Origin of the sequence: Hymenobacter taeanensis (genome assembly GCF_013137895.1) — a bacterium.
Taxonomy (GTDB): domain Bacteria; phylum Bacteroidota; class Bacteroidia; order Cytophagales; family Hymenobacteraceae; genus Hymenobacter; species Hymenobacter taeanensis.
The window spans coordinates 1,707,833-1,729,236 of sequence record NZ_CP053538.1; the positions used below are offsets into that span (position 1 = coordinate 1,707,833).

The window sequence follows — 21,404 nt, forward strand, 5'->3', positions numbered from 1 at the left end:
TGCCAACGCGTTTGCTTAGCTATAGGCCGGCTTATCCAGGTCGGGCTTATCAAGGTTACGGTTGGGGTGGCGCAGGCCGGCATCCAGGGCTTCCTGCTCCAAGCGGTCCTCCGTTTGCTGATCGAGGTCGTTTACGGGCAGGTCGCCGGCGCCTTTAGGCTGCTCCGACTGCGTGGGGCTGCCGTGGTTTTCCTTTGACTGCTGGTTGGTGTTATTGGTGTGGTCAGACATAGGTTTCGGGCTTTGAAGTTTGTTTTCAAACGAAAAGTAAGGCTGGTGTGCACCAGCCCCTGGGCTACTACTGATCAATGGCCGTATCCGTGGCGTTGCGGTCGGTTAGGTCGGCGTTAGTGCCCCGGCGAGCGAGTTCGTCGTTGTTGGGCTGGCGCTGCTCCATTTGGCCCATACCCACGCGGGAGTTGGGGTTACGCATCTCGTCTTTACCGGGCCGGTCATCATCGGCATCCAACTCGTCTACGGGGCGGCGGGGCTGCAAGTCGGGGTCACGGTCTTGTGGCATGTCCTGGTTGGGCAAGTCCTCGCGGCCTTCCTCGTTGCTGCGCATGTTATCCTTGGGCCGCTGGGCGTCATCGGTGTTTTCATTCACCGCTACGGCAGTTATGCCTGATTCGCTATCGGTACCGTAGCCTTCTTTGCCGTCGCGGTTGCCAAAACCACCGCGGGCCGATTCGTTCTTAGGTGGGTCTGCGCCTGGAATGATATGTCCGGCAGCTAATTCCTGGTCCGTGGTGTCATCATTAATGACACGAACCGGACGCTTATTGGGGTCAATGGCCATAATAGTAGTCTAAAGCTGGGAGTGGGAGGTAGTACAATAGAATGTACTGTGGTTTGGGAGTTTGGGTTTAGCTGAGCTACTGGTAGCACAGTATAAAATTCTTGCCCTCTGCCCCTTAGCTTGTTCCACTATCTTCTTGGCCCAGCCGTTTCAGCCTTATCCCACACATAAAAGCCCGAAAGCCGCTCCGCAAACTCATTGCCTGAAAAGACAACGGGAATTGCAGAGCGGCTTCCGGGCTTTTTAGCAGCGGCGCAGTGGCCTGGCTACTCGTAGGCCAGTTAAGCAGGCATTTTATATACTACGGCATTGATGTTCATGCCGGCACCCACGGAAGCAAACACCAGCGTATCGCCGTCGTTGATTTCGTGGTTGTCCATTTTATCGTTCAGCATCAGGTCAAGCAGCGTGGGTAGGGTAGCCACTGAGGAGTTACCCAGCCACGAAATGGTCATGGGCATCACGTCCTGCGGCACCGCCTGTATGTCGTAGAGGCTGTAGAGGCGCTTGAGAATAGCCTCATCCATCTTACCGTTGGCCTGATGAATCAGGATTTTATGCACCTCAGCGAGGGGCACCTGCGCTTTCTCGAGGCAAGCCTTGATGGCCTGGGGCACAGTTTTGAGGGCATATTCGTAGAGCTTGCGACCATCCATTTTCAGGAACTGGTCGGTGCCGGCGTACTCGGCGTTGTAGGAGGAGCCCATGCGCAACAAGTGGGCTGCCCGCTCGGTATCAGAGCGGGTAGTATGCGTGATGATGCCCACGGGCTCGGTGCTTTCCACGCCCTGCAGAATCACAGCGCCGGCCCCGTCAGCGTACAGCATGCTGTCGCGGTCATGGGGGTCAGATACTCTTGACAGCACCTCGGCCCCGATCACCAGAATTTTCTTGGCGTCGCCGGAGCGCAGAAAGTAGTCGGCCTGAATTACGGCTTGCAGCCAGCCTGGGCAGCCAAACGGCAAGTCGTAGGCCACCGTGTAGGGGTTCACAATTCCGAGCTTGTGCTTTACCCGTGCGGCCAAGCTGGGCACCATATCGGTGCGCTTGTTGTGGGCGGGCACATCACCAAAGTTGTGCGCCACAATAATATAATCAAGCTCCTCTTGGTCAATTCCCGACGACGTAAGGGCGTCTTGAGCGGCCAGAAACGCAATATCAGAGGTTACCTGGTCCTCGGTCACGTAGCGCCGCGCCTGAATGTCGGTTATCTGCTCAAACTTCTCCACAATCTCGGCGCTGGGCTTTTGCAGCCGGGCACCCGAAGAATCATAGAACTCGGTGGTACTGAAGTCTTGGTTGGTAACAATGCTGGGTGGAATGTAGCTCCCTGAGCCGACAATGACGGAGTAAATCCTGGGGTTGTTGATCATGTACTTATTGGATGCGGCTCATATGTCGATCAAATCAAAAGTAACATAATACGGGCTTATAGGCCGAGTTAGCTCTTTTGTGATTTACGATTTCAAAGAATTATAAAATGAAATATTCTGGTAAAGCAGGAGCGTAAACAGACCCTTCCACTTAATTTATCTATCAAACAATCGTCGTTTTCACTCTTTTGGCACATTATGTTCGCTCTAACTGCTTCCTTCTTGCCTTTGCGCGAGTAGAACTATTTGCTTTTTTACCACATCCCTAATTCTGCTTCTAGCAAAGTATATTTTTACTCTACTCACTGGCCAGAGGCTGCTGGCGCATGTAGGGGCGTGAAGCTAATAAGTCATCAGGGCATCAGGTGCGCTTTGGTATACTGCTGAAGCGCACCTGATGCCCTGATGTTTTTGGTTGGTGCGCAATTGCTGGTTTAAATCTTTGCTAGAACGGGTGCGCGGGCTGGGCTGAGTTTAGTGCGCCAGCACGGCCGCGTCATCGGCTACGGCTACTGGCTGCCCAATAACGCGGCGGCCAACTGCCTGAATCAGTAGCGCCAGCAGGGCCGAAACAGCCATAATGGCTACCATGGGCACGGCGGTGTGCGTATTGAACACACTTACTCCAAAGGAAGCCAGGGCACCCACTGCCATTTGAGTGGCTCCCATGAGGGCGGCCGCGCTACCGGCGTTTTTAGCGAAGGGTGCAATAGAAAGTGCCGCCGCATTGGGGTTGGCAAAGCCCAGGCAGCACAGAAACAGAAAGAGCATACCAATAGTGGCCCCCAGCCCAAACCAGCCGAGCATAGTACCCAGCAGAAACACTCCCCCAATCACCGACTGGCACACCATGGCCACTAGCACAATTTGCTCGCTGCGGTAGTAGCGCAGCACCCAGCTGTTTACCTGGCTAGAACCGATAAAGCCTACTGACAGTAAGGCGAAAATCCAGCCATACTGCTGCTCACTGGTTCCGAAGATGTCCATGAATACCAGCGGGGAGCCCGAAACGTAGGCCAGTAGCCCCCCGAACGTCATGGCTCCGGTGAGGGCGTAGGTGAAAAACTGCGGATTCTTGCTCACCGTCCAGAAGTTGGTGAGAATGGGGCGCGGGTGCAGGGAGTAGCTGGGGTCGGGTGGGTAGCTTTCGGGTAGCCACAGCACTGCCGCCAGCAGCATAAGCGCGCCCATACCAAACAACACCAGAAACACCGACTGCCACCCGTAGGCCCCTACCATGTAGCTACCCACCGTGGGGGCCAGCATTGGCGACACGCTGATTACCAGTGAGAGCAGTGCAAATACTTTGGCGCTGTCTTTCACCGGAAACAGGTCACGCACCATGGCTACGGAGGCTACAGTGGCGGCGCAGCTGCCTAAGGCCTGCACAAACCGCAGGGCAATCAGAGCATCAATGGAGTAGGCCAGAAAACAGCCTACAGAGGCCAGTACATACAGCAGCAACCCCACGTAGAGAGGCTTTTTGCGGCCAAAGCGGTCTAGCAGCGGCCCGTAGAGTAGCTGCCCCGCCGAGACACCCACAAAGAAGCTGGAAAGCGACAACGACACCTCCGCCACTGACGTGCGCAGGTCTTTGGCAATAGCCGGGAAGCCCGGCAGGTACATATCAATGGAGAAGGGCCCCAGCGCCGCCAGGGTACCTAAAATTAAGATCAGCAGGAAATACCGTTGTTTGCTCATAGGGTGCGGCGCCGGGCGCTCGTCGGTTCAGAGGCTCACGAAGGAGCGCGAAATACAGCCGGCCTGGTTAAGGCGGGGCTGCTTTCTTAAGTAAAGAGTAGGCTCTACAAGGAAAAGGCCCACTGAAATGTTCATTCAGGCCGTGAATAACCCATAAGCTGCTTCTGGTTGCCCAGAACTGCCGATGCAGCAGGAGCCACCAGAGGCCTAGAAATGTGCAGTGAGCCGGCTGGGGCACCGTACCCCACGTAAGCCCCATTGTTTGTTACTTCCGCTGCTCCCCAAAACGGGCTATGGCCGTCCGGATCTGGCGCTGCATATCGGCGGCTACGCTGGCCATTTCCTCGTAGCGGGAACAGCGGTACGCCTGCGCCGACACCGTGTCGGGGCTTTCCTCCCACTCGGCGAGGGCCGTGAGCGTGTCCAACCGAGTCAGCGACTCCGCAATGGAGATGTAGATATCGGGCCACAGGGCTGGCACGGGCAGCGTGGCCCCTTCCAGCACCACTTGCAGCTCTAGCAGGCGCATGGCCACGGCCGCCAAGGTTGCCAGCACGGCCCGCTCCTCCTCAGAAAAAGTCCGGGGTTGGCGGTCAATAATGGCCAGTGCCCCAATGGCTTCACCCGTGGCGTTGCGTAGCGGATGCCCCGCGTAGAATGCCAACCCCATCTGCAGTACGGCGTCGGTGTTTACCAACGTGCACAGGTGGGGTTGCCAAGCCTCAAACACGGTGGTTTCCTGCTGCAGAATGGCTACGGAGCACAGGCTATTGGAGCGGGGCACCTCGGTGGGGCCCTCCAGCCCGGTTTCAGCCTTAAACCATACCGTATCAGCCTCAACCAGAGATATAACGGCAATAGGTACTCCAAAGAGCTTGGCCGCTACGCGGATAAACTCCTCAAAGAAAGGAGCCGTACCACGCACCTGGTAGGGCCGAAGCGCCGCTAAACGGTCGGCTTCATTGAGGGGCAGCAGGGCATTGGGCAACGGCATGATAACGGGCCAAGGGCAGGTGGTCAGCACGCCAAGGCCCTCAAAGATAGCCCTAAATACGGCCGGCTGGTTGTAAACTGAGGCTTTTATCCCGAAAAACCACACGGGTTTATGGCACCCCAAGAGCCGGCTAACCTGGCGACCAGTTACCGCCAAAAGTTGCTTTGTGCGCTGGCGAGGGGCGCGCTTTTAGGGCTAGGCCAGTATCTTGGTGCATTCTGTTCTGACACTCTCTTATCAACAGCCGTAGCTATGTGGACTGAGCACGACAACGCCCTTACCCGAACCTTCCGCTTCGAAGACTTCCGGACTGCCTTCAGCTTTATGTCGGATGTGGCGGAGGAGGCCGAGTACCAGGAGCACCACCCGTGGTGGAGCAATGAGTACAATGTGGTTACGTTCCGGCTACGCACGCACAGCGCCGGCCACCGCGTAACGGAGAAAGACCATCAATTGGCCGCTGCCATTGACCACCTGGCCACCGATTATGGCGGGGTAGCAGAGTAAGGCCGGGCGCAGGTGGCCTAGGAGTGCGCTGGCGCAATAGCGGCCGTGGGCGCGTAGGCCAGGTTTTTCTTTACTCGCTCCAGCGGAGCTTCAATAAAATACCAGGAGGCAGCGCTCAAGGCAATCAGCATGGGACTGAGCACCAACACGGTTGGCAGCGGCCCCATCATCAGCTCCCGCCACCCTGACTCAGCCGACCACAGATGGTACACGGCACGCTGATAAAACACGGGCAGCAACAGGTGGTATAGATACAGCCCGAAGCTGCGGCGGCCCATCCAGAGCAGCAGGCGGTTGTGCATGCCCACCCGGCGCGCACCTCCAGGGTTGCGCAGCAGCCACGCCAGGGTAACAAATGCGGCTACGGCGCCCACCGTGGGGAAGATAATCAGCCACAGCTCGCCGCCATCGTGGCGCACCTGCGTAAATAGCCCCCACAGCAGCCACCACACGCCCCAGGCCAGCACGGCCATGTAGCCGCGCGTCCAGCGGGCCAGGCTCGGGCTTTTCTCGAACAGGCGTAGCAGGGTGCCGGCCGCAAACAAGTCAAGTGAGGAGGGCAGCAGCACTAAAATAAAGCCCGGCGTAACGTAGGCACTCCAGCCAATCCGGAAGGCCAGGCCCAGTGCCCCAATAGCCAGCAGCCAGTTGCGGCGTTGCCCAACCAGGCCCAGCAGCAGGGGCCATACTAGGTAAAACTGCTCATCCACGGCCAGCGTCCAGAGGTGGCCGCAGCCTTCGCCCCAGTGCTGCATGCGGTAGAACAGCAAGTTGGCGGCCGGTAGCATAAACCACACGGGGTAGTCGCGCACGGTTTCCAGGGGGAGCAGGGCACTTACCGCCAGCAGGCAGTAGTAGGGCGGAATGATGCGTAGCACCCGGCGCTTATAAAACGTACCCAGGCGCTGCCGCCAGGGTCCCGGCGCTCCTGGGTACACCTGCTGCTTCCAGACAATGCCCGCAATGAGGTAGCCACTGAGCACAAAGAAGAGCTGCCGGCCCATTTCGCCCATCATAACGGGTGGGCTAGCCCAGTGCTGAATGACTACCAGCCACACGGCAATAGCCCGCACCCCATTCAGCTCTGGACGGTAGGCAAGCGGAGAACCGGGTGTGGTCATAGAGGCAATAGTGAAGAAAGGATGCAAATTACCTTGCCGCGCTGGCATGTACTATGCAGCGGCTCAACTTACTTGCTGCGTAGCCCGTTTGGCCAGCGGAGGCTACCACCACGCCCGGCCCGCACGGCCGGTTTCCCGTTACCTTTGTGCCTATGTCTGATACCGCCGCCCCTACTGTTCTGTACCTCGTGCCCACCCCCATTGGCAATCTGGAAGATATCACGCTGCGCGCCATTCGGGTGCTGGGCGAGGTAGATACCGTGCTGGCCGAGGATACCCGCACCAGTGGCCGCCTACTGCAGCACCTGGGCCTGAAAAAGCCCATGCTCAGCTACCACCTGCACAACGAGCACCAAACGGTGCAGCGTTTGCTGGAGCGCCTTAGCAAAGGCGAAACGATGGCGCTGGTATCAGACGCAGGTACGCCCGGAATTTCAGACCCCGGCTTTTTGTTGGTGCGAGAGTGTTTGGCGAAGGGCCTCAAAGTAGAGTGCCTGCCGGGGGCCACCGCCTTTGTGCCGGCCTTGCTGAAGTCGGGCTTTGGGGCTGAGCGGTTTACCTTCGAAGGCTTTCTGCCGGTGAAGAAAGGACGACAGACCCGCTTGAAAGAGCTGGCCTCTGAAACCCGCACCATGATCTTCTATGAGTCGCCGCACCGGATTGTGAAGACGCTGGAGCAGCTAGCTGAGGTACTGGGCCCGGAGCGCCAGGCCTCCGTGAGCCGGGAGCTAACCAAGCTGTTCGAGGAAACCGTGAACGGCACCCTGCCCGAGCTAGCGGCCAACTTCGCTGGGCGCGCCGCCATCAAGGGCGAGATTGTGCTGGTGGTGCAGGGCCGCGAGAAAGAAGAGCGAATTAAAGAGGACCGTTACTCCAAAGACGACCGCAGTGCTGACTAAACCAACTACTCCCGTAGCCCCAGCGGCTGCGGCTCCTTCTTTACCGGCCTCCGGACTGGCCTACTGGCTGCCAAGCCTGCTGGCCCTCCTCAGTGCCGTGCTGCTTTGGCTGGGCTGGCCGGTGCACCCCGCCCCGCTGGCGCTGGTGCTGCTGGTAGCCTGGGTACCTTACCTGCGCATGGAGCAGGTGTTGGGCCAGCGCGGAGCCAGCGGCTGGAAAGTATGGCGCTACACCTACCTGGCGCTGGTGCTCTGGAACCTGTTTACTACCTACTGGGTAAGCTACAGCACGTTGGCCGGCGGCATAACGGCGGTAGTGTGCAACGCCCTGCTCATGAGCCTGCCGCTCACGGCGTTTTATCATACCAAGAAGCGCCTAGGTCACCTCATTGGCTACATCTCGCTGCCCATCTACTGGATTGCCTTCGAGCAACTGCATCTGCACTGGTTCCTGACCTGGCCCTGGCTGACGCTGGGCAACGGCTTCGCGCAAGCCAACCAGTTGGTGCAGTGGTATGAGTACACCGGTTTTCTGGGCGGCTCCGTCTGGATTTGGATGGTGAACCTGCTGGTGTTTGGAGCATGGTTTGGCTACAAGAGCTCCACTTGGCCGATTGCCGCTGAGAAAGACCCGAGCTTAATGAGATGGAATTGGCCTGCGCTGGCTATCCTGCTGCCCATTGGCTTGTCGTATCTCATTGGCAGCCAATACCAGGAGAAAGGCCCCACGGCGGAGGTGCTGGTAATTCAGCCGAACGTTGACCCCTTTGAGGAGAAGTTTGAGGGTGGCTCTCGGTTCATTCCACACGCTGAGCAAATTACCCGTCTGCTTACCCTCACTGAGCAGAACCTAACGCCCCAAACCAAGGTGGTGTTCTGGCCCGAGACTTCTCTGGATGAGGTGTACCCCGAGGAAACCATCAACTTCAACCCCAATATTGTACGCCTGCAGCAGTGGCTAGGCCAGCACCCCGGCGTGGAACTGATTACCGGCCTGACCTCAGCCGTTCGGTACCCTTCCAAGGAAAAGGCCAGCCCCACCGCCCGCTTCCGGGAGGGTGTGGGGTATTACGATATCTTCAACGCGGCTATTCACCTGCGCGATGCCGCCGCAGCCCCCGAGTTCTATCATAAGTCGCGGCTGGTGCCGGGCGTGGAGGGCGTGCCGCCGTGGCTCTCGGCGTTTGTAATTGACCTGGGCGGGGCCGCTGGTGGCCTAGGCTCACAGGAAGAACGCACGGTGTACCAGACCAATACGCCCGCGCTCCGCATCGGTCCTATCATCTGCTACGAATCAGTGTACGGCGACTTTGTGCGCGACTACGTGAAGAATGGTGCCACCCTGTTGGGCATCATCACCAACGACGGCTGGTGGTCTGACTCGCCGGGCCACAACCAGCACCTACAGTACGCCACCTTGCGCGCCATTGAAACCCGCCGCGATATTGCCCGTTCTGCCAACACCGGCATTTCGGGCTTCATCAATCAGAAGGGTGAAATCACGCAGCGCACCGGTTGGTGGGTACCGGCCGTAAGCCGCGCCACCGTACGCCTGAACACCGAGCAAACCTTCTACGTCCGTTACGGTGAGCTAATTGGGCCCGCCACGCAGGTGCTGGCCGTGCTCTTGCTGGTGGTTACAGTGGTGCTGGCCGTGCGCAGCCGGCGGGTAGTACCAGCCTAACCCTCGCTCGCATTCAGCATGCAGGGCTAGAATTACTCTGCGTACTCTGCGGGCTAAAAACACCCGAATGATCTTTCGCTGACAGAGCGAAGGTCTGCCGGTTATTCCCTGACACTTTTTTACTATGGATTACAATCAACTCAGCTTTCAGCTGGCGGCCGTAACGCGCCACGCGGGCCAGTTCATCCGCCAGGAGGCGGCTACTTTCAACCGCAGCCACATTGAGACCAAAGGCGTGCACGACCTGGTGTCGTACGTAGATAAGGAAACCGAGAAGCTGCTGGTAGCGGGCCTGCGCGAGGTGCTGCCCGAGGCCGGCTTCATCACGGAAGAAGGCACCGAAGGTGCTAACCGTGCCGAAGGCTACAACTGGATTATTGACCCCCTGGACGGTACTACCAATTTTGTGCACGGCCTACCGGTGTACTGCGTAAGTGTGGGCCTCATTCACCACGATGAGCTGGTGGCCGGCGTGGTGTATGAGGTAGTGCGCGATGAATGCTTCCGGGCCGCGAAAGGCGCCGGCGCTTTCTGCAACGAAATTCCGATTCACGTAACCGACGTGCCCGACCTGAACAGCTCCCTCATTGCCACCGGCTTCCCCTACACCGACTTCGGCAAGATGGACGACTATCTGCAGCTGCTGGGTGCCTTCATGCGCCGCTCGCACGGGGTGCGCCGCGTAGGCTCTGCCGCCGCCGACCTGGCCTACGTAGCCGCCGGCCGCTTCGAGGGCTTCTTTGAATTCAACCTTAACTCCTACGACGTAGCCGCCGGCATTCTGTTGGTGCGCGAGGCCGGGGGCCGCGTAACCCAGTTCTTAGAAGATGGCGACCCGCTGTTTGGCCGCCAGGTAGTAGCCAGCAATGGCTTGGTGCACGACGAAATGCAAAGCACCATTCGGGAGTTCTGGAAGGAATAGTGGCCTAGGCATCAGCCTACAAAGGGGCTAGGCCACTTCGCTAAACTTTTCTGGAAGCGTTGTAGTTTTGTGACCATCATGTGGATACAGTATCTCATCATCGCCTTGCTCTTTGCCGGAGCTGCCTTTTATGTTGGGCGGATTTTCTGGCGCGCTTTCTTCGATAAAACTGCGGCTGGCTGTACCAAAGGGTGCGGTGGTGCCTGTAGTGCTATTGATGTTGACCGCCTGCAGCGCACCATTGAACTGGCCGCTGCGCCGGGCGCCGGCAAGTAAGCGCGGCATTCTTCTACGCTTGAGATAACCCGTCCCCGCATTGGCTACGTATAGCCGGTGCGGGGCTTTCTTTTGCGCCCTCTCCCAACCTACTCTTTCATTTCCAAAACGCCCCTCCCATGCAAGATAAAGAAGAAGAACGCTCGCTCGTAAACGTAGAACGCAAGCTTAGCCAGGATGGCTTCACGGCCGATTTCCGCGTGACGGATGGCCGCCTGCACACCATGGACACTGAGCGCGACAAGAGCTACGGCCCCAATGAAGTGACCATCGTGGACTTCTACCGCTTTGAGGGTGAAAGTGACCCCGATGACATGTCGATTCTCTACGCCCTGGAAACTACCGATGGCGTGCGCGGCACTATCTCCTCCGCCTACGGCACCTACGGCGACTCCGACGCCCTGGAGTTTTTGAAGCAGGTAGAAGACCTCGGCAAAAACCTGAGTAAGAGCCACAAGTAAGCTCTTACAGCATCTTCTCCGCACTACTCAAGAGTGCGCCGCAACCTCGTTGCGGCGCACTCTTCTGTTTCCGCTCCCTCCAATCTCGACTATGAAGACCATACTGCCCACTCACGAAGCTCCCCACACGCCACCACACCTATCTCCCTGGAACTACTAGCTTAAAACTACTTCGGTAGCCAGAGGTATACGTTAGGCAAAGCGGTTATTCAACGCTCCCTGCGGCCAGGCCACTTCGGCTGGCGCTGTCTTGCGCGTCCTGCGGCTTGGGCTGCGGGGGCCTTAGCCGCTCCAGCACTTGCTCAGGTACATCCAGCGTCCGGATGGGGAACGGAATCACGATTCCGGCCGCGTCGAAGGCCCGCTTAATGCGTACGATGGCTTCACTCTTGGCACCCACATAATCTAGCTGCCGCTCGTAGGGTACCCAAAAGCGCAAATCAAAGTTGATGGAGCTTTCCCCAAACTCCGTGAACATTACCTCCGGCTTACGCTCCGCAACCAGGTGGGGCATGTCGTGCATAGCCTCCAGCACCACGCGCCGCACCTCATCCAGGTCGGCGTCGTAGGTTACGCCACAGGTCAGGTCTACCCGGCGCATAGTATTGATGGTGAAGTTAATGAGAGCATTCTCGAACACCTTCCGGTTAGGCACCCGCACCAGCTCGCCGGTTGGCTGGCGTAGGTCGGTGGTGCGCAGGCTAATGCGCTCAATAGTACCAAAGTAGTCGTTGGTTTTGATGACGTCGCCCACCGTGAAAGGGCGCTGCAGCACAATGATAATGCCGCTGATGAAGTTGGCCGCAATGTCTTGAAAGGCAAAACCCAGGGCCAGACCAATAATCCCGACGCCCGCCAGCAGTGAGGTGACCGTTTTCTGGAGGTTCAGCACTTCCAGCACGAAGAACAGCCCAACCAACAGCACCACCACGTAGGTTAGAGTAGCTACCAGGTCACGCAGGGCGGCGCTATGCGATATACGCGGCAAAAATTTGGTTATCAGCCCTTTTGATAGTTTAGCAGCGTATAGCGTGGCCACCAGTATCACAGCCGCAATCAGCAGATTGGGCAGCATTACGATAAAATCCTGCCCCCAGCCGATGAGCTTATCGGAGAGCATTTCGAAGGCTTTATTGATTTCTGTGAGGCCAAGCATAGACAGCGGTAAGGTGATGGCAGCAAGTAAACCTACGTAGGATCTGCTGGTTGCGCAGTGCCGGCCCCCCGTAGATTTGTCTGGTCGTTTACCTTCTGTACGAGACAAACGCCTGGCTAGCTTCACCCCACTCTGGCTTTTGCCTTACGTACTGGGTTTCTGAGGTGGCCTGGGCCACTTATTACTGCACCAGCCCAAACCGGCCGCCTCGCACATCCAGCACAATGGTGCGCTGGCTAAAGGGAGCATTGCCCAGCATGCCACCCATTCCGGAGAAACGCATGAGCGTGTTCTGCATAAGGCTGGTTCCTTCTACATACGTTACCGTACCCAGGGGTACTGTCAGGTTATTTAGCTGCACGGCCTGTGCAGTGGCGGTGGTGTAGGTAGTGAGCTTACGGCCCATAGAGTTGGAAGCAGTCGTCTGGACGGGTGCCTGGGGCTGGGCCATTTGCTGCCAAGTGGCTTGGCTGGTTAATAAAGCAAAAGCACTGCTGCCAGAATCAAAGAGCAGCTGCTGCGGCTTGCCTTGCACCTGGGCCTGCAGCAGCACGCGGCGGCCCTCATAGCTCAGGGGTACAAACGCCGTGTGGCGGGCCAGGCTATCGGGCAGTTGAGCGTTCAGGCTAAAGCGCTGCTGGGCATAATTGAGAACCAGTGCGCGACCATCGAGCACATCGGCCCCCAGCGTTCCAATAATGAAGTGGACTGTGCTATCAGTGGGCAGCTCACTGGCGCCGTACTGCAAGGCGCGTAGCCACCGAGCCTGTAGCGTTGCCTGGCCTAGCGTACAGGTAAAGTTGTGAATGGTGTCGGAGTGGGGCAGCAGGCGTTGCGCCGTGGCTGGGTACTTTTTCCGGAGTGCCGCCAGGCTGTTGGCGTAAAGTAGCGTGCTGGGCGAGCCGGTATCAAACTGCATGTAGCAAGTGCGGGGGCAGCCGGGCAGCGTTACGGGTATTAGCAAGCTAGCACGTGGGTTTGCAGGCTGAGTACCGCCTGCATGCCACTCAAAGTGAAAGTCGGTGGGCAGGCCCTCAACTACCAGCTGGTTGGCGGCGGGCTCAAACTTCTTACGCATGTAAAAGTAGCCTCCCAGGCCACTAACCAAGAGTAGGGTAAGTACGGCGAGCAGGATGTTGCGGAAGAATTTCATGACGGAGGAGTAAGGGGTTGAAGTATGGATCAAAGCTATCCTCTACCCGGCCCCAGGCCGTCCGCCATTTACCCGTCATTTTGCCGCCATTTGCTACATGTTACTGTATATCAGGTTTTTGCCAAAGCAATATCTAGAGCCGAAAAGGATAAATATTGAGGTCACCTTGTCGTAATTTCCAGCCGTTATAGCACACCATTACCAAGTTCAGTAAGTAGCTGCTGAGGAACACCCACACAAAAAGGTTGGGAAACGTGAGGTGATATAAGTGCGCCCATAGCTGAGCTACTGCCGCCAACCCGTAGCTCAGGAAGCAGAGCACTTGCCATAGAATCTGGAACCCCAGTACCCGCCGTCCTACCTCCGCCACGTCCTCAACATCGTGGCGGTGCTTGCGCCAAAGTACCCACGGCACCACCAAATTCAGCAACGGAAATACCAGAAAGCTTAGGGCACTCAGGTTGAGCAACTGCAGAAACTGCGGATCGGGGTGGGGGAGTGCCGCAGCAGGCATAGAGGCGGGCGCGGGCACTACCTCGGCGGCAGTAGCTAGGGGGACTTCCGGCTCCAACCTGAAGGCTTCAAGTGGTACTTCCAGGGCAGTGGCCAGGGCTTGCAGGGTGAAACCGCGCGGCACGGTGTCGCCTTGTTCTACCCGCTGAATGGTGCGCAAGCTCACCCCCGACTGCTCCGCCAACACTTCCTGCGACAACCCTTTACTCTTGCGGATAGCGGAAATACGAGCGGCAGAAAACATAGCGTAATGAGATAGCAGGGGGACGATGCCACCAAGATAAGCGCCAACTGCCAGAAGCTTAAAAGAGCCTATTGCCTACGGATTCTGCAAGCAACCGCCAGATGGAGGAGGAATCTTTTGCCCTTCTCACAACTTCACCGCCTAGCCCCACACCTTGGTACCCTCGGTGCAGTTGCGGCACATCTCAATCTGGTCGCGGCCTTTGAGCAGGGAGGCTCGGAACTGCTGGTACTTGGTACCGTGCCAGAGCTGGCGGAAGGTCTGCTGCTTTAGATCGCCGAGGCGGTACTCGGCGTCTTTGTCAAAGCAGCAGGGCACCACCAGGCCATCCCAGGTGACTACGCAGGAGTGCCACATCTTCCAGCAGTGGTTTACCAGCTTGTTCTTGATGCTCCAGGTGCCATTGCCCTGGTTTTCGTAACGTGAGTAGTAGTCGATGGTGGGAATGAGGGGGGAGCCGTTGTGGTAGTCATAGATCTGGGCGGTTTTAAACCACACATCATCTACGCCCAGCTCCTTGGCTAGCTGCTTGGCCTCCTCAATCTGGTGCTCATTGGGCCGCACCACCAGAAACTGAAACACAACCCGCGGCGTCTGCGACTTCAGCTCCCGCCGCCACTTAATCAGGTTCTTCGTGCCTTCCAGCACCTTATCTATTTTGCCGCCCACCCGGTACTGCTGGTACACCTCTTGGGTAGTGCCATCAAGGGAGATGATGAGGCGGTCTAGGCCACTCTCCACGGTGCGCTTGGCGTTCCTGTCGTTGAGATAGTGGGCGTTGGTGCTGGTGGCCGTGTAAATACCCTTATCAGCGGCGTACTTCACCAGATCCAGGAAGTTGGGATGCAGGTACGGCTCGCCCTGGAAGTAGAAAATCAGGTACCAGAGGCGCGAGGCTACCTCGTCGATGGTCTTTTTAAACAGCTCATCGGGGAGCATGCCGGTGGGCCGCGTGAAGGAGCGTAGGCCACTTGGGCACTCCGGGCAGCGTAGGTTACAGCTCGTAGTGGGCTCAAACGACAGCGCCACGGGCAAGCCCCAGTGCCGCGCTTTGCCCGTGAGCTTACTCAGCAGGTAACCACCCGTAACCTGCGTGGCATTCCAAAGCCTGCCCGGTGAGGTTTTAGAAACGAAGTTGAGTGCGTCGGAGAGGAGGGAAGCCATGCAGAAGTAAAGGTACAGTGCTGCTAACAACCAGAACCGGAAAACCTCCCGCAGACTTAACCTACGGAGTTGGTCTGATTACTTCCCTTTCCACCTCAACGACATGATAGTATGCTACATGAACACGATAAAACTAATTTAATTAGCAATACAACCCAATATAATTAGCTGCGTATACCAGCCACATTCACCCTTGCTATAGATCATGAAAATTTCAGTTGAAAAAGGCCAGGAAAAAGGCTTTCTGCCCGACGGCCGCCATACCGTTGAGATTACCGATATTCAGGAAGGCCAAAGTGAGCACCAGAACGTGCCTTTCTTTGCGGCCCGCATGGAGAATGAGGACGGGTTCGTGACTCAGCGGTTCTATACCTCACCGGCCGCTATGCCTATCCTGCTTTCCTTGTATGCGGCGGTAGGCATTCACCCAGAGGCCGGCAAAGACCTTGATACCAAGCAGCTACTAGGCAAGCGGGTAACGGTAGAGATAGGAGAGCATAGCTACGCTGATCCTGCCACTGGCAATGAGCGCTCAATCAAACAGGCCACCGGCTTCCGCACGGCCTAACCTTATGGGTCAGGCGTAACAAAAAGCGCCGCTCAGGTTTCTGAGCGGCGCTTTTTGTGTACTAGTAAAGCTCTAGGCCTTTTTATTTACTGCCGGCAGGCAAAGTGCTACTGTAGGTGTTGGCCTTACCAAACGACTCCTTGATTTCGTCCACGGCAGCCCGGCTGCTCAGGCGCTTGGGCTTGGTATTCAGAAACGTACCATCTTCGGCCAGCAGAAAGTAAGCGGGCACATCCTGCACCCCATAAGCCTTGGCAACTACGGAGCGAAGGCCACCGCTGGCCCGCACGTGAGTACCGGGCAGGCGCTTGGTTAGCACCAGTTGTTTCCAGGCCCCTTCATTTTCGTCGAGGGCAATGTTGAGGAACACAATATTTTTGCCATCAAACTTCTTGGCCAGGTCAGCGGCGTAAGGCAAATCGCGCAGGGCTAGGCCACTGGTGGTGCGCCAGAAGTTGATGTACACCAGCTTACCAGCCAGTTGTTTCAGGCTAACCGTATCGCCAGTAGAGGAAGTAAGGCTGAAATCGGGAGCGGGCGAACCAATAGCAAAGGCTTTATGGGCCTCAAAATCCTGCTGCAGAATTGGATAGTACTGATTCTGCGGATCAGCCTCCTTAAAATCGGCCAGCATAGCGGCCGACTGTTTCACGTGCCCAAATCGGAACGACTCCTGCAGCACCCGCCCCATAATGATGGGCTTAACTGGGCCGGTTAGCTGGTTCTTGGCCAAGTCATAGCACACCTGATAAAAGTCAGGGTCGGAGCGACGCTTGCCGCTGCTTTCGGCGGTGTAGTGAATGTAGTTGAGTAAAAACTCCTGATACATGCCACTGTTCACCGATGCCGGGCTATTGATAAGCGCCTTATCGTTCAGGAACTCATAGTAAGAGGACGACAATTTCAGGCGGCTCTCGGTGGCCACTACCTGCTCGCGCAAGTCCTGAAAGGTTAGCCGGTCGTTGGCGTAGCTATACTCTATCTCGGCTTTGGCGAAGTTCTTGAAAGCCTGGCTCAGCTGATTATCCTGAATGTAGCCGTCGAGGAACTTACGCTCTTCCTTGCGCCGATAGTCCAGAAACGAGAGGAAGCCGGGCTCATAGAGCATGATGTTATCGGGGAGCACCTGAAAGCCATCGTTCTCGATAAACTTCTCGTCCACTTCCGCTAGGTAGGCATTGGTTTCAGCCCCCTTGCCTTTGAAGCGCACGGTGCTGGCCATATCAGAGCCTTTAAAGCGAATATCCAGCTGATTACCGGGTTCCAGAAACAGGTTGGCCACGTCATCCCCGTACACTAAATCGGCGCGGGTAGGGCCCTCCACCTTTACGGCCATCCGGAACTCTCCTTTATCGTCGAGGCGGGCGTAGGTAATCTGCTCCTTCGGATCCAGCGGATTCTCGTGAATAGATACAGCCACTGTATCGGCGGTGCGCCCGTTCACCTTGCCCGTCAGCACCACTGTGCCCTGGGCCCTGCTCACAAGCGGAGCAACCAGAAGCCCGACCAAAAGCAGAGCAGCAACTATGTGAGATTTAAAGGGCATTAGAAGGAATTGCATACATGAGGGACTTGGAATTGTCCGCTTTTCGAATTTAAGAAGTGCTACTCTGATCAGGTGATTCGCGGTAAAAGCCAATTCCCGCATCTAAGATACGGCATAAAAAAAGAGAAAGTCCTATCCGTAAGGCCCCTTTTTGTGTAGCAAGTTCCTAATAACAAAGTTTTGAACCAAGCCCCTCATAAACCAATGATTTAAGCAGCTATACAAATCAACAGGCCCTGAAACCAGAATGGTATAGCTCGCGCTCTGGCCCCTGTTGCTGGTAACCTAATTTACAGTTACTCCAAGCGTTTGCTTAGCCCAGTACATTGGTACTGCCCTCATGGGTAAATCAGCCAAATAGCCCGTTCAGGACCTCATCTAGGCGGCCCGAAGGGTGCACGCGGATGCCGTAGCGGGCAATATCAAGCCCACGGGCATTGAACTGGGAGATGTACATTTCGGCAAAGCCCAGCTTCTCGGCCTCTGACAGGCGCTGATCAAGCCGGCTCACGGCCCTAATTTCACCGCTCAGGCCCACTTCCGCCGCCAAGCACACTTCGCCGGCAATGGGCACATCATTCAGGCTGCTGACTACGGCGGCGCATACGGCCAGATCCAGAGCCGGGTCATCGAGGCGGAGGCCACCAGCAATGTTCAGGAACACGTCATGCTGGCCCAAGCGGAGGCCGCTGCGCTTTTCCAGCACCGCCAGCAGCATCTGCAGGCGCTTGGCATCAAAGCCGGTGCTGCTGCGCTGGGGAGTGCCATAGGTAGCAGGCGTTACTAGGGCCTGCACCTCCACCAGCAGGGGCCGGTTGCCTTCCAGCGTGGCCCCAATGGCCATACCGCTCAGGCTCTCAGTGCGCTGGCTCAGCAAAATCTCGGAGGGGTTACTAACCTGCCGTAGGCCACTGCCCTGCATCTCATAAATCCCTAGCTCAGAGGTGGAGCCGAAGCGGTTTTTTACCGTGCGCAGCAAGCGGTAGCTCAGGTGACGGTCGCCCTCAAACTGCAATACCGTATCCACCATATGCTCCAGAATCTTGGGACCGGCAATGGAACCGTCTTTAGTAATGTGGCCAATGAGTAGCACCGGCACGCCCGTATCCTTGGCATATTTCAGCAACTCAGTAGTGCACTCCCGCACCTGACTCACTGAGCCAGCCCCCGCTTCTACCAGCGAAGAGTGCAGGGTCTGGATGGAGTCGATGATAACCACGTTGGGCTGGAGCTGGTCAATCTGCCGGAAGATATTCTGCGTTCCCGTTTCCGTGAGAATGTAGAGGTTGGGGTGCTGCTTCCCAAGGCGCTCAGCTCGCATCTTGATCTGCTGCTCGCTTTCCTCACCTGACACATACAGAATGCGCAGGTTACCCATGTGCATGGCAATCTGGAGCATAAGGGTGCTCTTGCCAATGCCTGGCTCGCCACCAATAAGCACTAGTGAGCCAGGTACCAGGCCACCCCCAAGCACGCGGTTTAGCTCGCCGTCATGGGTATTGAGACGAGACTCTTCTTCGTAGAGAATATCGCCAAGGGGCTTGGGTTTGGCGGCTTTGGTAGTGGTGCTACCCACGGAAGTAGAGGCCTTCCAGGCCCCGGCCGCCGTGGCCGTGTCGGGCTTTTCAATTACCTCTTCTACATAGGTGTTCCACTCGCCGCAGGAGGGGCAGCGGCCAATCCACTTAGCAGATTGGGCACCGCAATTCTGACAAAAATATAGGGTCTTGATTTTGGCCATGTAGGGAACTCTGACTGAGCCGGGGTGAACTAAAGAAATGCGCTCGGCGGCTAAAAAGTTTGGTAAGAAACGGGTTTTTGCCCGAGGTTAATTTTTCACAGCTTTTCAGACATTCGGTACGGTGAACTAACCAATTTAACCATTAAACACAACTATTGACTTAGCAGCTAAAATTGAATTAATTCAATAATGTCATTAATACAACAGTCTACATACACTTGTTGCTGAATGGAGCTCATCTATGATTATTATTCTCACAGTCAATTAAAACCAAGAGTAGCCAGGAAAACCAGATTATTAATAGAGCCTGCTACAGCAACCAAAGCACTAAACAGCTTAAGACAGGCCAATATGATCAATGAATTCATTATTGAATAAATTAAATACCATTATATATAGGTTTATCATAATACTATCTTTGCATGAGATTATCCTTTGCAGGGAGACAACCTCTAGCCCATACCTACACACTACTAATGCAACACTCTTATCGTTTTTTGTTAGGCCTGTCGCTCAGTGCTCTAACTTTCTCTGCTCGCGCCCAATCGGTGGGTGTGGGCACTACTACTCCCGATCCTAATGCAGCTCTGGATATTTCGGCTGGCACTGGAAACAACAAAGGTCTGCTAATACCGCGCGTGACGGAAGCTCAGCGCATTGCTATTACCACTACTACGCCGGGAATGCTGGTATTCCAGACTAACGGCGCACAGCCGGGCTTCTGGTATTTTCAGAACAACGTATGGGTAGCATTGCCTTCGGGCACTACCACTAGCTCAGCCTGGCAGCGTGCTGGTAACGCCGGTACTGACCCTGGTACTAACCCCGGCGTGGGTAGTAGCACCAGCCCCGGCACCGACTTTATTGGTACTGCCGACAACAAAGATGTAGTAGTACGCACCAACAACACAGAGCGCTTGCGCATTACCACCGACGGCAGCTTGTATAGCCGGTCCGCATATGGCTTAATTCTGAATGCCAATGACGCGCCCTTGATTACCCGCGGCTGGGACCCTTTTACCAGTGGCAGCTACAACGGGCTGGGGCGCTGGGGCTTGTTTATGCGGGCCAGCTCATTAACCTCCGGTATTCCTGATTTGGGCGGCAAAACGTTTAGCTGGGTAACCTGGAATGCCAATTCCAACATTAGCAGCACCCTGATGACGTTGCTACAAACGGGCCAGCTGGGCCTTGGCACGGTTACGCCGGCGCAAACGCTTGACGTGGTTGGTACGCTAGGTTTGCGCAATACCGCGGCTTGGGACCATCTATTTATTTCTCATGATGGCTCAACTGCTGCTGTAACGGCGGGTGGAGCTGAAACTGGCTTGGCTCTGCGGGTAGGCGCTAGTGCTGCAGGCACCTACAACGACGCGTCTCAGAACTACCGCGACGTAATGCGCCTCATGCCCAGTGGCAACGTGGGCATTGGAACTACTAACCCAGGTGCCATGCTAGAAGTAGCGGGGCAGGTGAAAATTACCGGAGGTGCGCCTGGCGTGGGTAAAGTCCTGACCTCTGATGGTACTGGCCTAGCCACCTGGCAGGCAGCTGCTAATAGTGCCACCAACATTCAGACTACCAATACCTTCACAGTTCCTACTACGGGTACAGGTACGCTGAATGCCACAACGGGTATAGTAATTCTGCCGAACAATAGCAGCACAAACGGCACTGTTACGCTGGGCACTGGCACCAATGGCCAAACCCTTACCATTACTAACCTCGACCCCGACGCGGTGAGCATTACCAGCACTAGCGGCACTGGCACTCTGCTGCCCAATTTCGCAGCGCAGTTCGTGTACGTGGTGAATGGTACCACCAGCGGCTGGTTCCGCGTCAACTAATTCTTTCCCTTCCCTGACTTTCCTTCTCTATTATGAGATTTATAGCTACTCCTGCTGGCATTGTAACAGCGTCTTCTTCTCAACCTCAGGCAGAGCCTCAGCGCCGCGGCTGGCTTAAGCGTTTTGGCGCCCTGCTAGGCGGTGGCCTACTGGCCAGCCCCGTTTTAGCGGGCACACGCAGTGTAGCCTCTACACAAAGCATGGAGCCCTTCATTGGAGAAATCATGCTTTTTGCCGGCAACTTTGCGCCTAGTGGCTATGCATTATGCCAGGGACAAATACTGTCTATTGCTCAGAACACTGCCTTATTCTCCATATTAGGTAATACGTACGGTGGTGACGGTCAAACAACTTTTGCTTTGCCTGATTTGCGCGGCCGTTTTCCAATGCAACCAGGGCAAGGGCCCGGACTATCATCCCGCACTCTGGGAGAAATAGGTGGCACTGAATCGGTTACTCTACTTTCCAACCAGATGCCAGTTCACAATCACTTGTTGAATGCGGCCACATCTGTTGGTAACTCTAATTCGCCCAGTGGCAACCTTCTGAGTAACGACGGCCGGGGTGGCACTCAATTCACCTCAGCAGGTACGGCAAATGCGAACATGAATGCCCAGAGTGTAGCAGCGGCGGGCGGCAGTCAGCCTCACGAAAATATGCCACCGTACCTGGGCATCAACTTCTGTATTGCCCTACAAGGCATTTTTCCCCCACGCGACTAGCGACCTAACATAT

At 56.3% G+C, this 21,404-nt stretch carries 21 protein-coding genes; 8 read left to right on the forward strand and 13 right to left on the reverse strand.

Annotation, left to right across the window (positions count from 1 at the left end):
• Positions 1-15: 15 nt before the first annotated feature.
• The 5 genes from HMJ29_RS07325 to HMJ29_RS07345 all read right to left on the reverse strand — a co-directional run bounded on the left by HMJ29_RS07325 (position 16) and on the right by HMJ29_RS07345 (position 4,867).
• On the reverse strand, positions 16-231 hold the full coding sequence (locus tag HMJ29_RS07325; protein ID WP_171590867.1) for a hypothetical protein: 216 nt from the start codon (positions 229-231) through the stop codon (positions 16-18).
• A gap of 67 nt (positions 232-298) precedes the next feature.
• Entirely contained in the window at positions 299-799 is a 501-nt protein-coding gene (locus HMJ29_RS07330; RefSeq protein WP_171590868.1) for a hypothetical protein, read from the reverse strand.
• 281 nt (positions 800-1,080) lie between these two features.
• Entirely contained in the window at positions 1,081-2,172 is a 1,092-nt protein-coding gene (locus tag HMJ29_RS07335; protein WP_171590869.1) for a 3-oxoacyl-ACP synthase III family protein, read from the reverse strand.
• Between the two features lie 474 nt (positions 2,173-2,646).
• Positions 2,647-3,873 (reverse strand): multidrug effflux MFS transporter, encoded by a 1,227-nt coding sequence (locus HMJ29_RS07340; protein WP_171590870.1) that lies wholly within the window; start codon positions 3,871-3,873, stop codon positions 2,647-2,649.
• A 265-nt stretch (positions 3,874-4,138) separates the two neighbouring features.
• Positions 4,139-4,867, reverse strand: a complete 729-nt coding sequence (locus HMJ29_RS07345) for a GAF domain-containing protein (RefSeq protein WP_171590871.1) — start codon at positions 4,865-4,867, stop codon at positions 4,139-4,141.
• A 252-nt stretch (positions 4,868-5,119) separates the two neighbouring features.
• On the opposite strand from HMJ29_RS07345, the gene HMJ29_RS07350 reads away from it, so the two are divergent.
• On the forward strand, positions 5,120-5,374 hold the full coding sequence (locus tag HMJ29_RS07350; protein WP_171590872.1) for a 4a-hydroxytetrahydrobiopterin dehydratase: 255 nt from the start codon (positions 5,120-5,122) through the stop codon (positions 5,372-5,374).
• 17 nt (positions 5,375-5,391) lie between these two features.
• Here HMJ29_RS07350 and HMJ29_RS07355 read toward each other — a convergent pair whose 3' ends face one another.
• Complete coding sequence (locus HMJ29_RS07355) at positions 5,392-6,495, reverse strand: acyltransferase family protein (RefSeq protein ID WP_171590873.1); 1,104 nt, start codon at positions 6,493-6,495, stop codon at positions 5,392-5,394.
• 152 nt (positions 6,496-6,647) lie between these two features.
• Here HMJ29_RS07355 and rsmI point away from each other — a divergent pair, with 152 nt between their 5' ends.
• From rsmI to HMJ29_RS07370, 3 genes are all read left to right on the forward strand, one after another.
• Positions 6,648-7,394, forward strand: coding sequence for a 16S rRNA (cytidine(1402)-2'-O)-methyltransferase (gene rsmI, locus HMJ29_RS07360; RefSeq protein ID WP_171590874.1), 747 nt, complete (start codon positions 6,648-6,650; stop codon positions 7,392-7,394).
• On the forward strand, positions 7,384-9,078 hold the full coding sequence (gene lnt / locus HMJ29_RS07365) for an apolipoprotein N-acyltransferase (RefSeq protein ID WP_244678865.1): 1,695 nt from the start codon (positions 7,384-7,386) through the stop codon (positions 9,076-9,078). Before rsmI ends, lnt begins: the two co-directional genes overlap by 11 nt.
• A gap of 124 nt (positions 9,079-9,202) precedes the next feature.
• Positions 9,203-10,000 (forward strand): inositol monophosphatase family protein, encoded by a 798-nt coding sequence (locus tag HMJ29_RS07370; protein ID WP_171590875.1) that lies wholly within the window; start codon positions 9,203-9,205, stop codon positions 9,998-10,000.
• Positions 10,001-10,027: 27 nt separating this feature from the next.
• Here HMJ29_RS07370 and HMJ29_RS07375 read toward each other — a convergent pair whose 3' ends face one another.
• Positions 10,028-10,285, reverse strand: coding sequence for a hypothetical protein (locus tag HMJ29_RS07375; protein WP_171590876.1), 258 nt, complete (start codon positions 10,283-10,285; stop codon positions 10,028-10,030).
• A gap of 110 nt (positions 10,286-10,395) precedes the next feature.
• Here HMJ29_RS07375 and HMJ29_RS07380 point away from each other — a divergent pair, with 110 nt between their 5' ends.
• Entirely contained in the window at positions 10,396-10,737 is a 342-nt protein-coding gene (locus tag HMJ29_RS07380) for a hypothetical protein (RefSeq protein ID WP_171590877.1), read from the forward strand.
• Positions 10,738-10,942: 205 nt separating this feature from the next.
• Here HMJ29_RS07380 and HMJ29_RS07385 read toward each other — a convergent pair whose 3' ends face one another.
• The 4 genes from HMJ29_RS07385 to HMJ29_RS07400 all read right to left on the reverse strand — a co-directional run bounded on the left by HMJ29_RS07385 (position 10,943) and on the right by HMJ29_RS07400 (position 14,967).
• On the reverse strand, positions 10,943-11,893 hold the full coding sequence (locus tag HMJ29_RS07385; RefSeq protein ID WP_171590878.1) for a mechanosensitive ion channel family protein: 951 nt from the start codon (positions 11,891-11,893) through the stop codon (positions 10,943-10,945).
• Positions 11,894-12,074: 181 nt separating this feature from the next.
• Entirely contained in the window at positions 12,075-13,046 is a 972-nt protein-coding gene (locus HMJ29_RS07390; protein WP_171590879.1) for a hypothetical protein, read from the reverse strand.
• A 133-nt stretch (positions 13,047-13,179) separates the two neighbouring features.
• On the reverse strand, positions 13,180-13,803 hold the full coding sequence (locus tag HMJ29_RS07395; RefSeq protein ID WP_171590880.1) for a helix-turn-helix domain-containing protein: 624 nt from the start codon (positions 13,801-13,803) through the stop codon (positions 13,180-13,182).
• Between the two features lie 141 nt (positions 13,804-13,944).
• On the reverse strand, positions 13,945-14,967 hold the full coding sequence (locus HMJ29_RS07400) for an SPASM domain-containing protein (RefSeq protein ID WP_171590881.1): 1,023 nt from the start codon (positions 14,965-14,967) through the stop codon (positions 13,945-13,947).
• Positions 14,968-15,172: 205 nt separating this feature from the next.
• Between HMJ29_RS07400 and HMJ29_RS07405 the strand changes: the two genes are divergently transcribed.
• Positions 15,173-15,535, forward strand: a complete 363-nt coding sequence (locus HMJ29_RS07405; RefSeq protein WP_171590882.1) for a hypothetical protein — start codon at positions 15,173-15,175, stop codon at positions 15,533-15,535.
• 82 nt (positions 15,536-15,617) lie between these two features.
• On the opposite strand, the gene HMJ29_RS07410 is transcribed toward HMJ29_RS07405, so the two are convergent.
• Together HMJ29_RS07410 and radA are read right to left on the reverse strand one after the other, a co-directional pair.
• Positions 15,618-17,081 (reverse strand): TlpA family protein disulfide reductase, encoded by a 1,464-nt coding sequence (locus tag HMJ29_RS07410; protein ID WP_171590883.1) that lies wholly within the window; start codon positions 17,079-17,081, stop codon positions 15,618-15,620.
• Positions 17,082-17,430: 349 nt separating this feature from the next.
• Positions 17,431-18,822 (reverse strand): DNA repair protein RadA, encoded by a 1,392-nt coding sequence (gene radA / locus HMJ29_RS07415; protein ID WP_171590884.1) that lies wholly within the window; start codon positions 18,820-18,822, stop codon positions 17,431-17,433.
• Between the two features lie 476 nt (positions 18,823-19,298).
• Between radA and HMJ29_RS07420 the strand changes: the two genes are divergently transcribed.
• Complete coding sequence (locus HMJ29_RS07420; protein WP_171590885.1) at positions 19,299-20,669, forward strand: phage tail-like protein; 1,371 nt, start codon at positions 19,299-19,301, stop codon at positions 20,667-20,669.
• 200 nt (positions 20,670-20,869) lie between these two features.
• Positions 20,870-21,391, forward strand: a complete 522-nt coding sequence (locus HMJ29_RS07425) for a phage tail protein (protein ID WP_171590886.1) — start codon at positions 20,870-20,872, stop codon at positions 21,389-21,391.
• The last annotated feature ends 13 nt before the right edge of the window (positions 21,392-21,404 follow it).

What these genes read in the sequence shown, in the direction of transcription:
- HMJ29_RS07330 (WP_171590868.1), bottom strand. Translation starts at nt 799, where the DNA reads ATGGCCATTGACCCCAATAAGCGTCCGGTTCGTGTCATTAATGATGAC.
- HMJ29_RS07385 (WP_171590878.1), bottom strand. Translation starts at nt 11,893, where the DNA reads ATGCTTGGCCTCACAGAAATCAATAAAGCCTTCGAAATGCTCTCCGAT.
- HMJ29_RS07420 (WP_171590885.1), top strand. Translation starts at nt 19,299, where the DNA reads ATGCAACACTCTTATCGTTTTTTGTTAGGCCTGTCGCTCAGTGCTCTA.
- HMJ29_RS07380 (WP_171590877.1), top strand. Translation starts at nt 10,396, where the DNA reads ATGCAAGATAAAGAAGAAGAACGCTCGCTCGTAAACGTAGAACGCAAG.
- HMJ29_RS07395 (WP_171590880.1), bottom strand. Translation starts at nt 13,803, where the DNA reads ATGTTTTCTGCCGCTCGTATTTCCGCTATCCGCAAGAGTAAAGGGTTG.
- HMJ29_RS07375 (WP_171590876.1), bottom strand. Translation starts at nt 10,285, where the DNA reads ATGCCGCGCTTACTTGCCGGCGCCCGGCGCAGCGGCCAGTTCAATGGT.
- rsmI (WP_171590874.1), top strand. Translation starts at nt 6,648, where the DNA reads ATGTCTGATACCGCCGCCCCTACTGTTCTGTACCTCGTGCCCACCCCC.
- HMJ29_RS07370 (WP_171590875.1), top strand. Translation starts at nt 9,203, where the DNA reads ATGGATTACAATCAACTCAGCTTTCAGCTGGCGGCCGTAACGCGCCAC.
- HMJ29_RS07405 (WP_171590882.1), top strand. Translation starts at nt 15,173, where the DNA reads ATGAAAATTTCAGTTGAAAAAGGCCAGGAAAAAGGCTTTCTGCCCGAC.
- HMJ29_RS07400 (WP_171590881.1), bottom strand. Translation starts at nt 14,967, where the DNA reads ATGGCTTCCCTCCTCTCCGACGCACTCAACTTCGTTTCTAAAACCTCA.
- HMJ29_RS07340 (WP_171590870.1), bottom strand. Translation starts at nt 3,873, where the DNA reads ATGAGCAAACAACGGTATTTCCTGCTGATCTTAATTTTAGGTACCCTG.
- HMJ29_RS07350 (WP_171590872.1), top strand. Translation starts at nt 5,120, where the DNA reads ATGTGGACTGAGCACGACAACGCCCTTACCCGAACCTTCCGCTTCGAA.
- HMJ29_RS07410 (WP_171590883.1), bottom strand. Translation starts at nt 17,081, where the DNA reads ATGCCCTTTAAATCTCACATAGTTGCTGCTCTGCTTTTGGTCGGGCTT.
- HMJ29_RS07355 (WP_171590873.1), bottom strand. Translation starts at nt 6,495, where the DNA reads ATGACCACACCCGGTTCTCCGCTTGCCTACCGTCCAGAGCTGAATGGG.
- HMJ29_RS07325 (WP_171590867.1), bottom strand. Translation starts at nt 231, where the DNA reads ATGTCTGACCACACCAATAACACCAACCAGCAGTCAAAGGAAAACCAC.
- HMJ29_RS07345 (WP_171590871.1), bottom strand. Translation starts at nt 4,867, where the DNA reads ATGCCGTTGCCCAATGCCCTGCTGCCCCTCAATGAAGCCGACCGTTTA.
- HMJ29_RS07335 (WP_171590869.1), bottom strand. Translation starts at nt 2,172, where the DNA reads ATGATCAACAACCCCAGGATTTACTCCGTCATTGTCGGCTCAGGGAGC.
- radA (WP_171590884.1), bottom strand. Translation starts at nt 18,822, where the DNA reads ATGGCCAAAATCAAGACCCTATATTTTTGTCAGAATTGCGGTGCCCAA.
- HMJ29_RS07390 (WP_171590879.1), bottom strand. Translation starts at nt 13,046, where the DNA reads ATGAAATTCTTCCGCAACATCCTGCTCGCCGTACTTACCCTACTCTTG.
- HMJ29_RS07425 (WP_171590886.1), top strand. Translation starts at nt 20,870, where the DNA reads ATGGAGCCCTTCATTGGAGAAATCATGCTTTTTGCCGGCAACTTTGCG.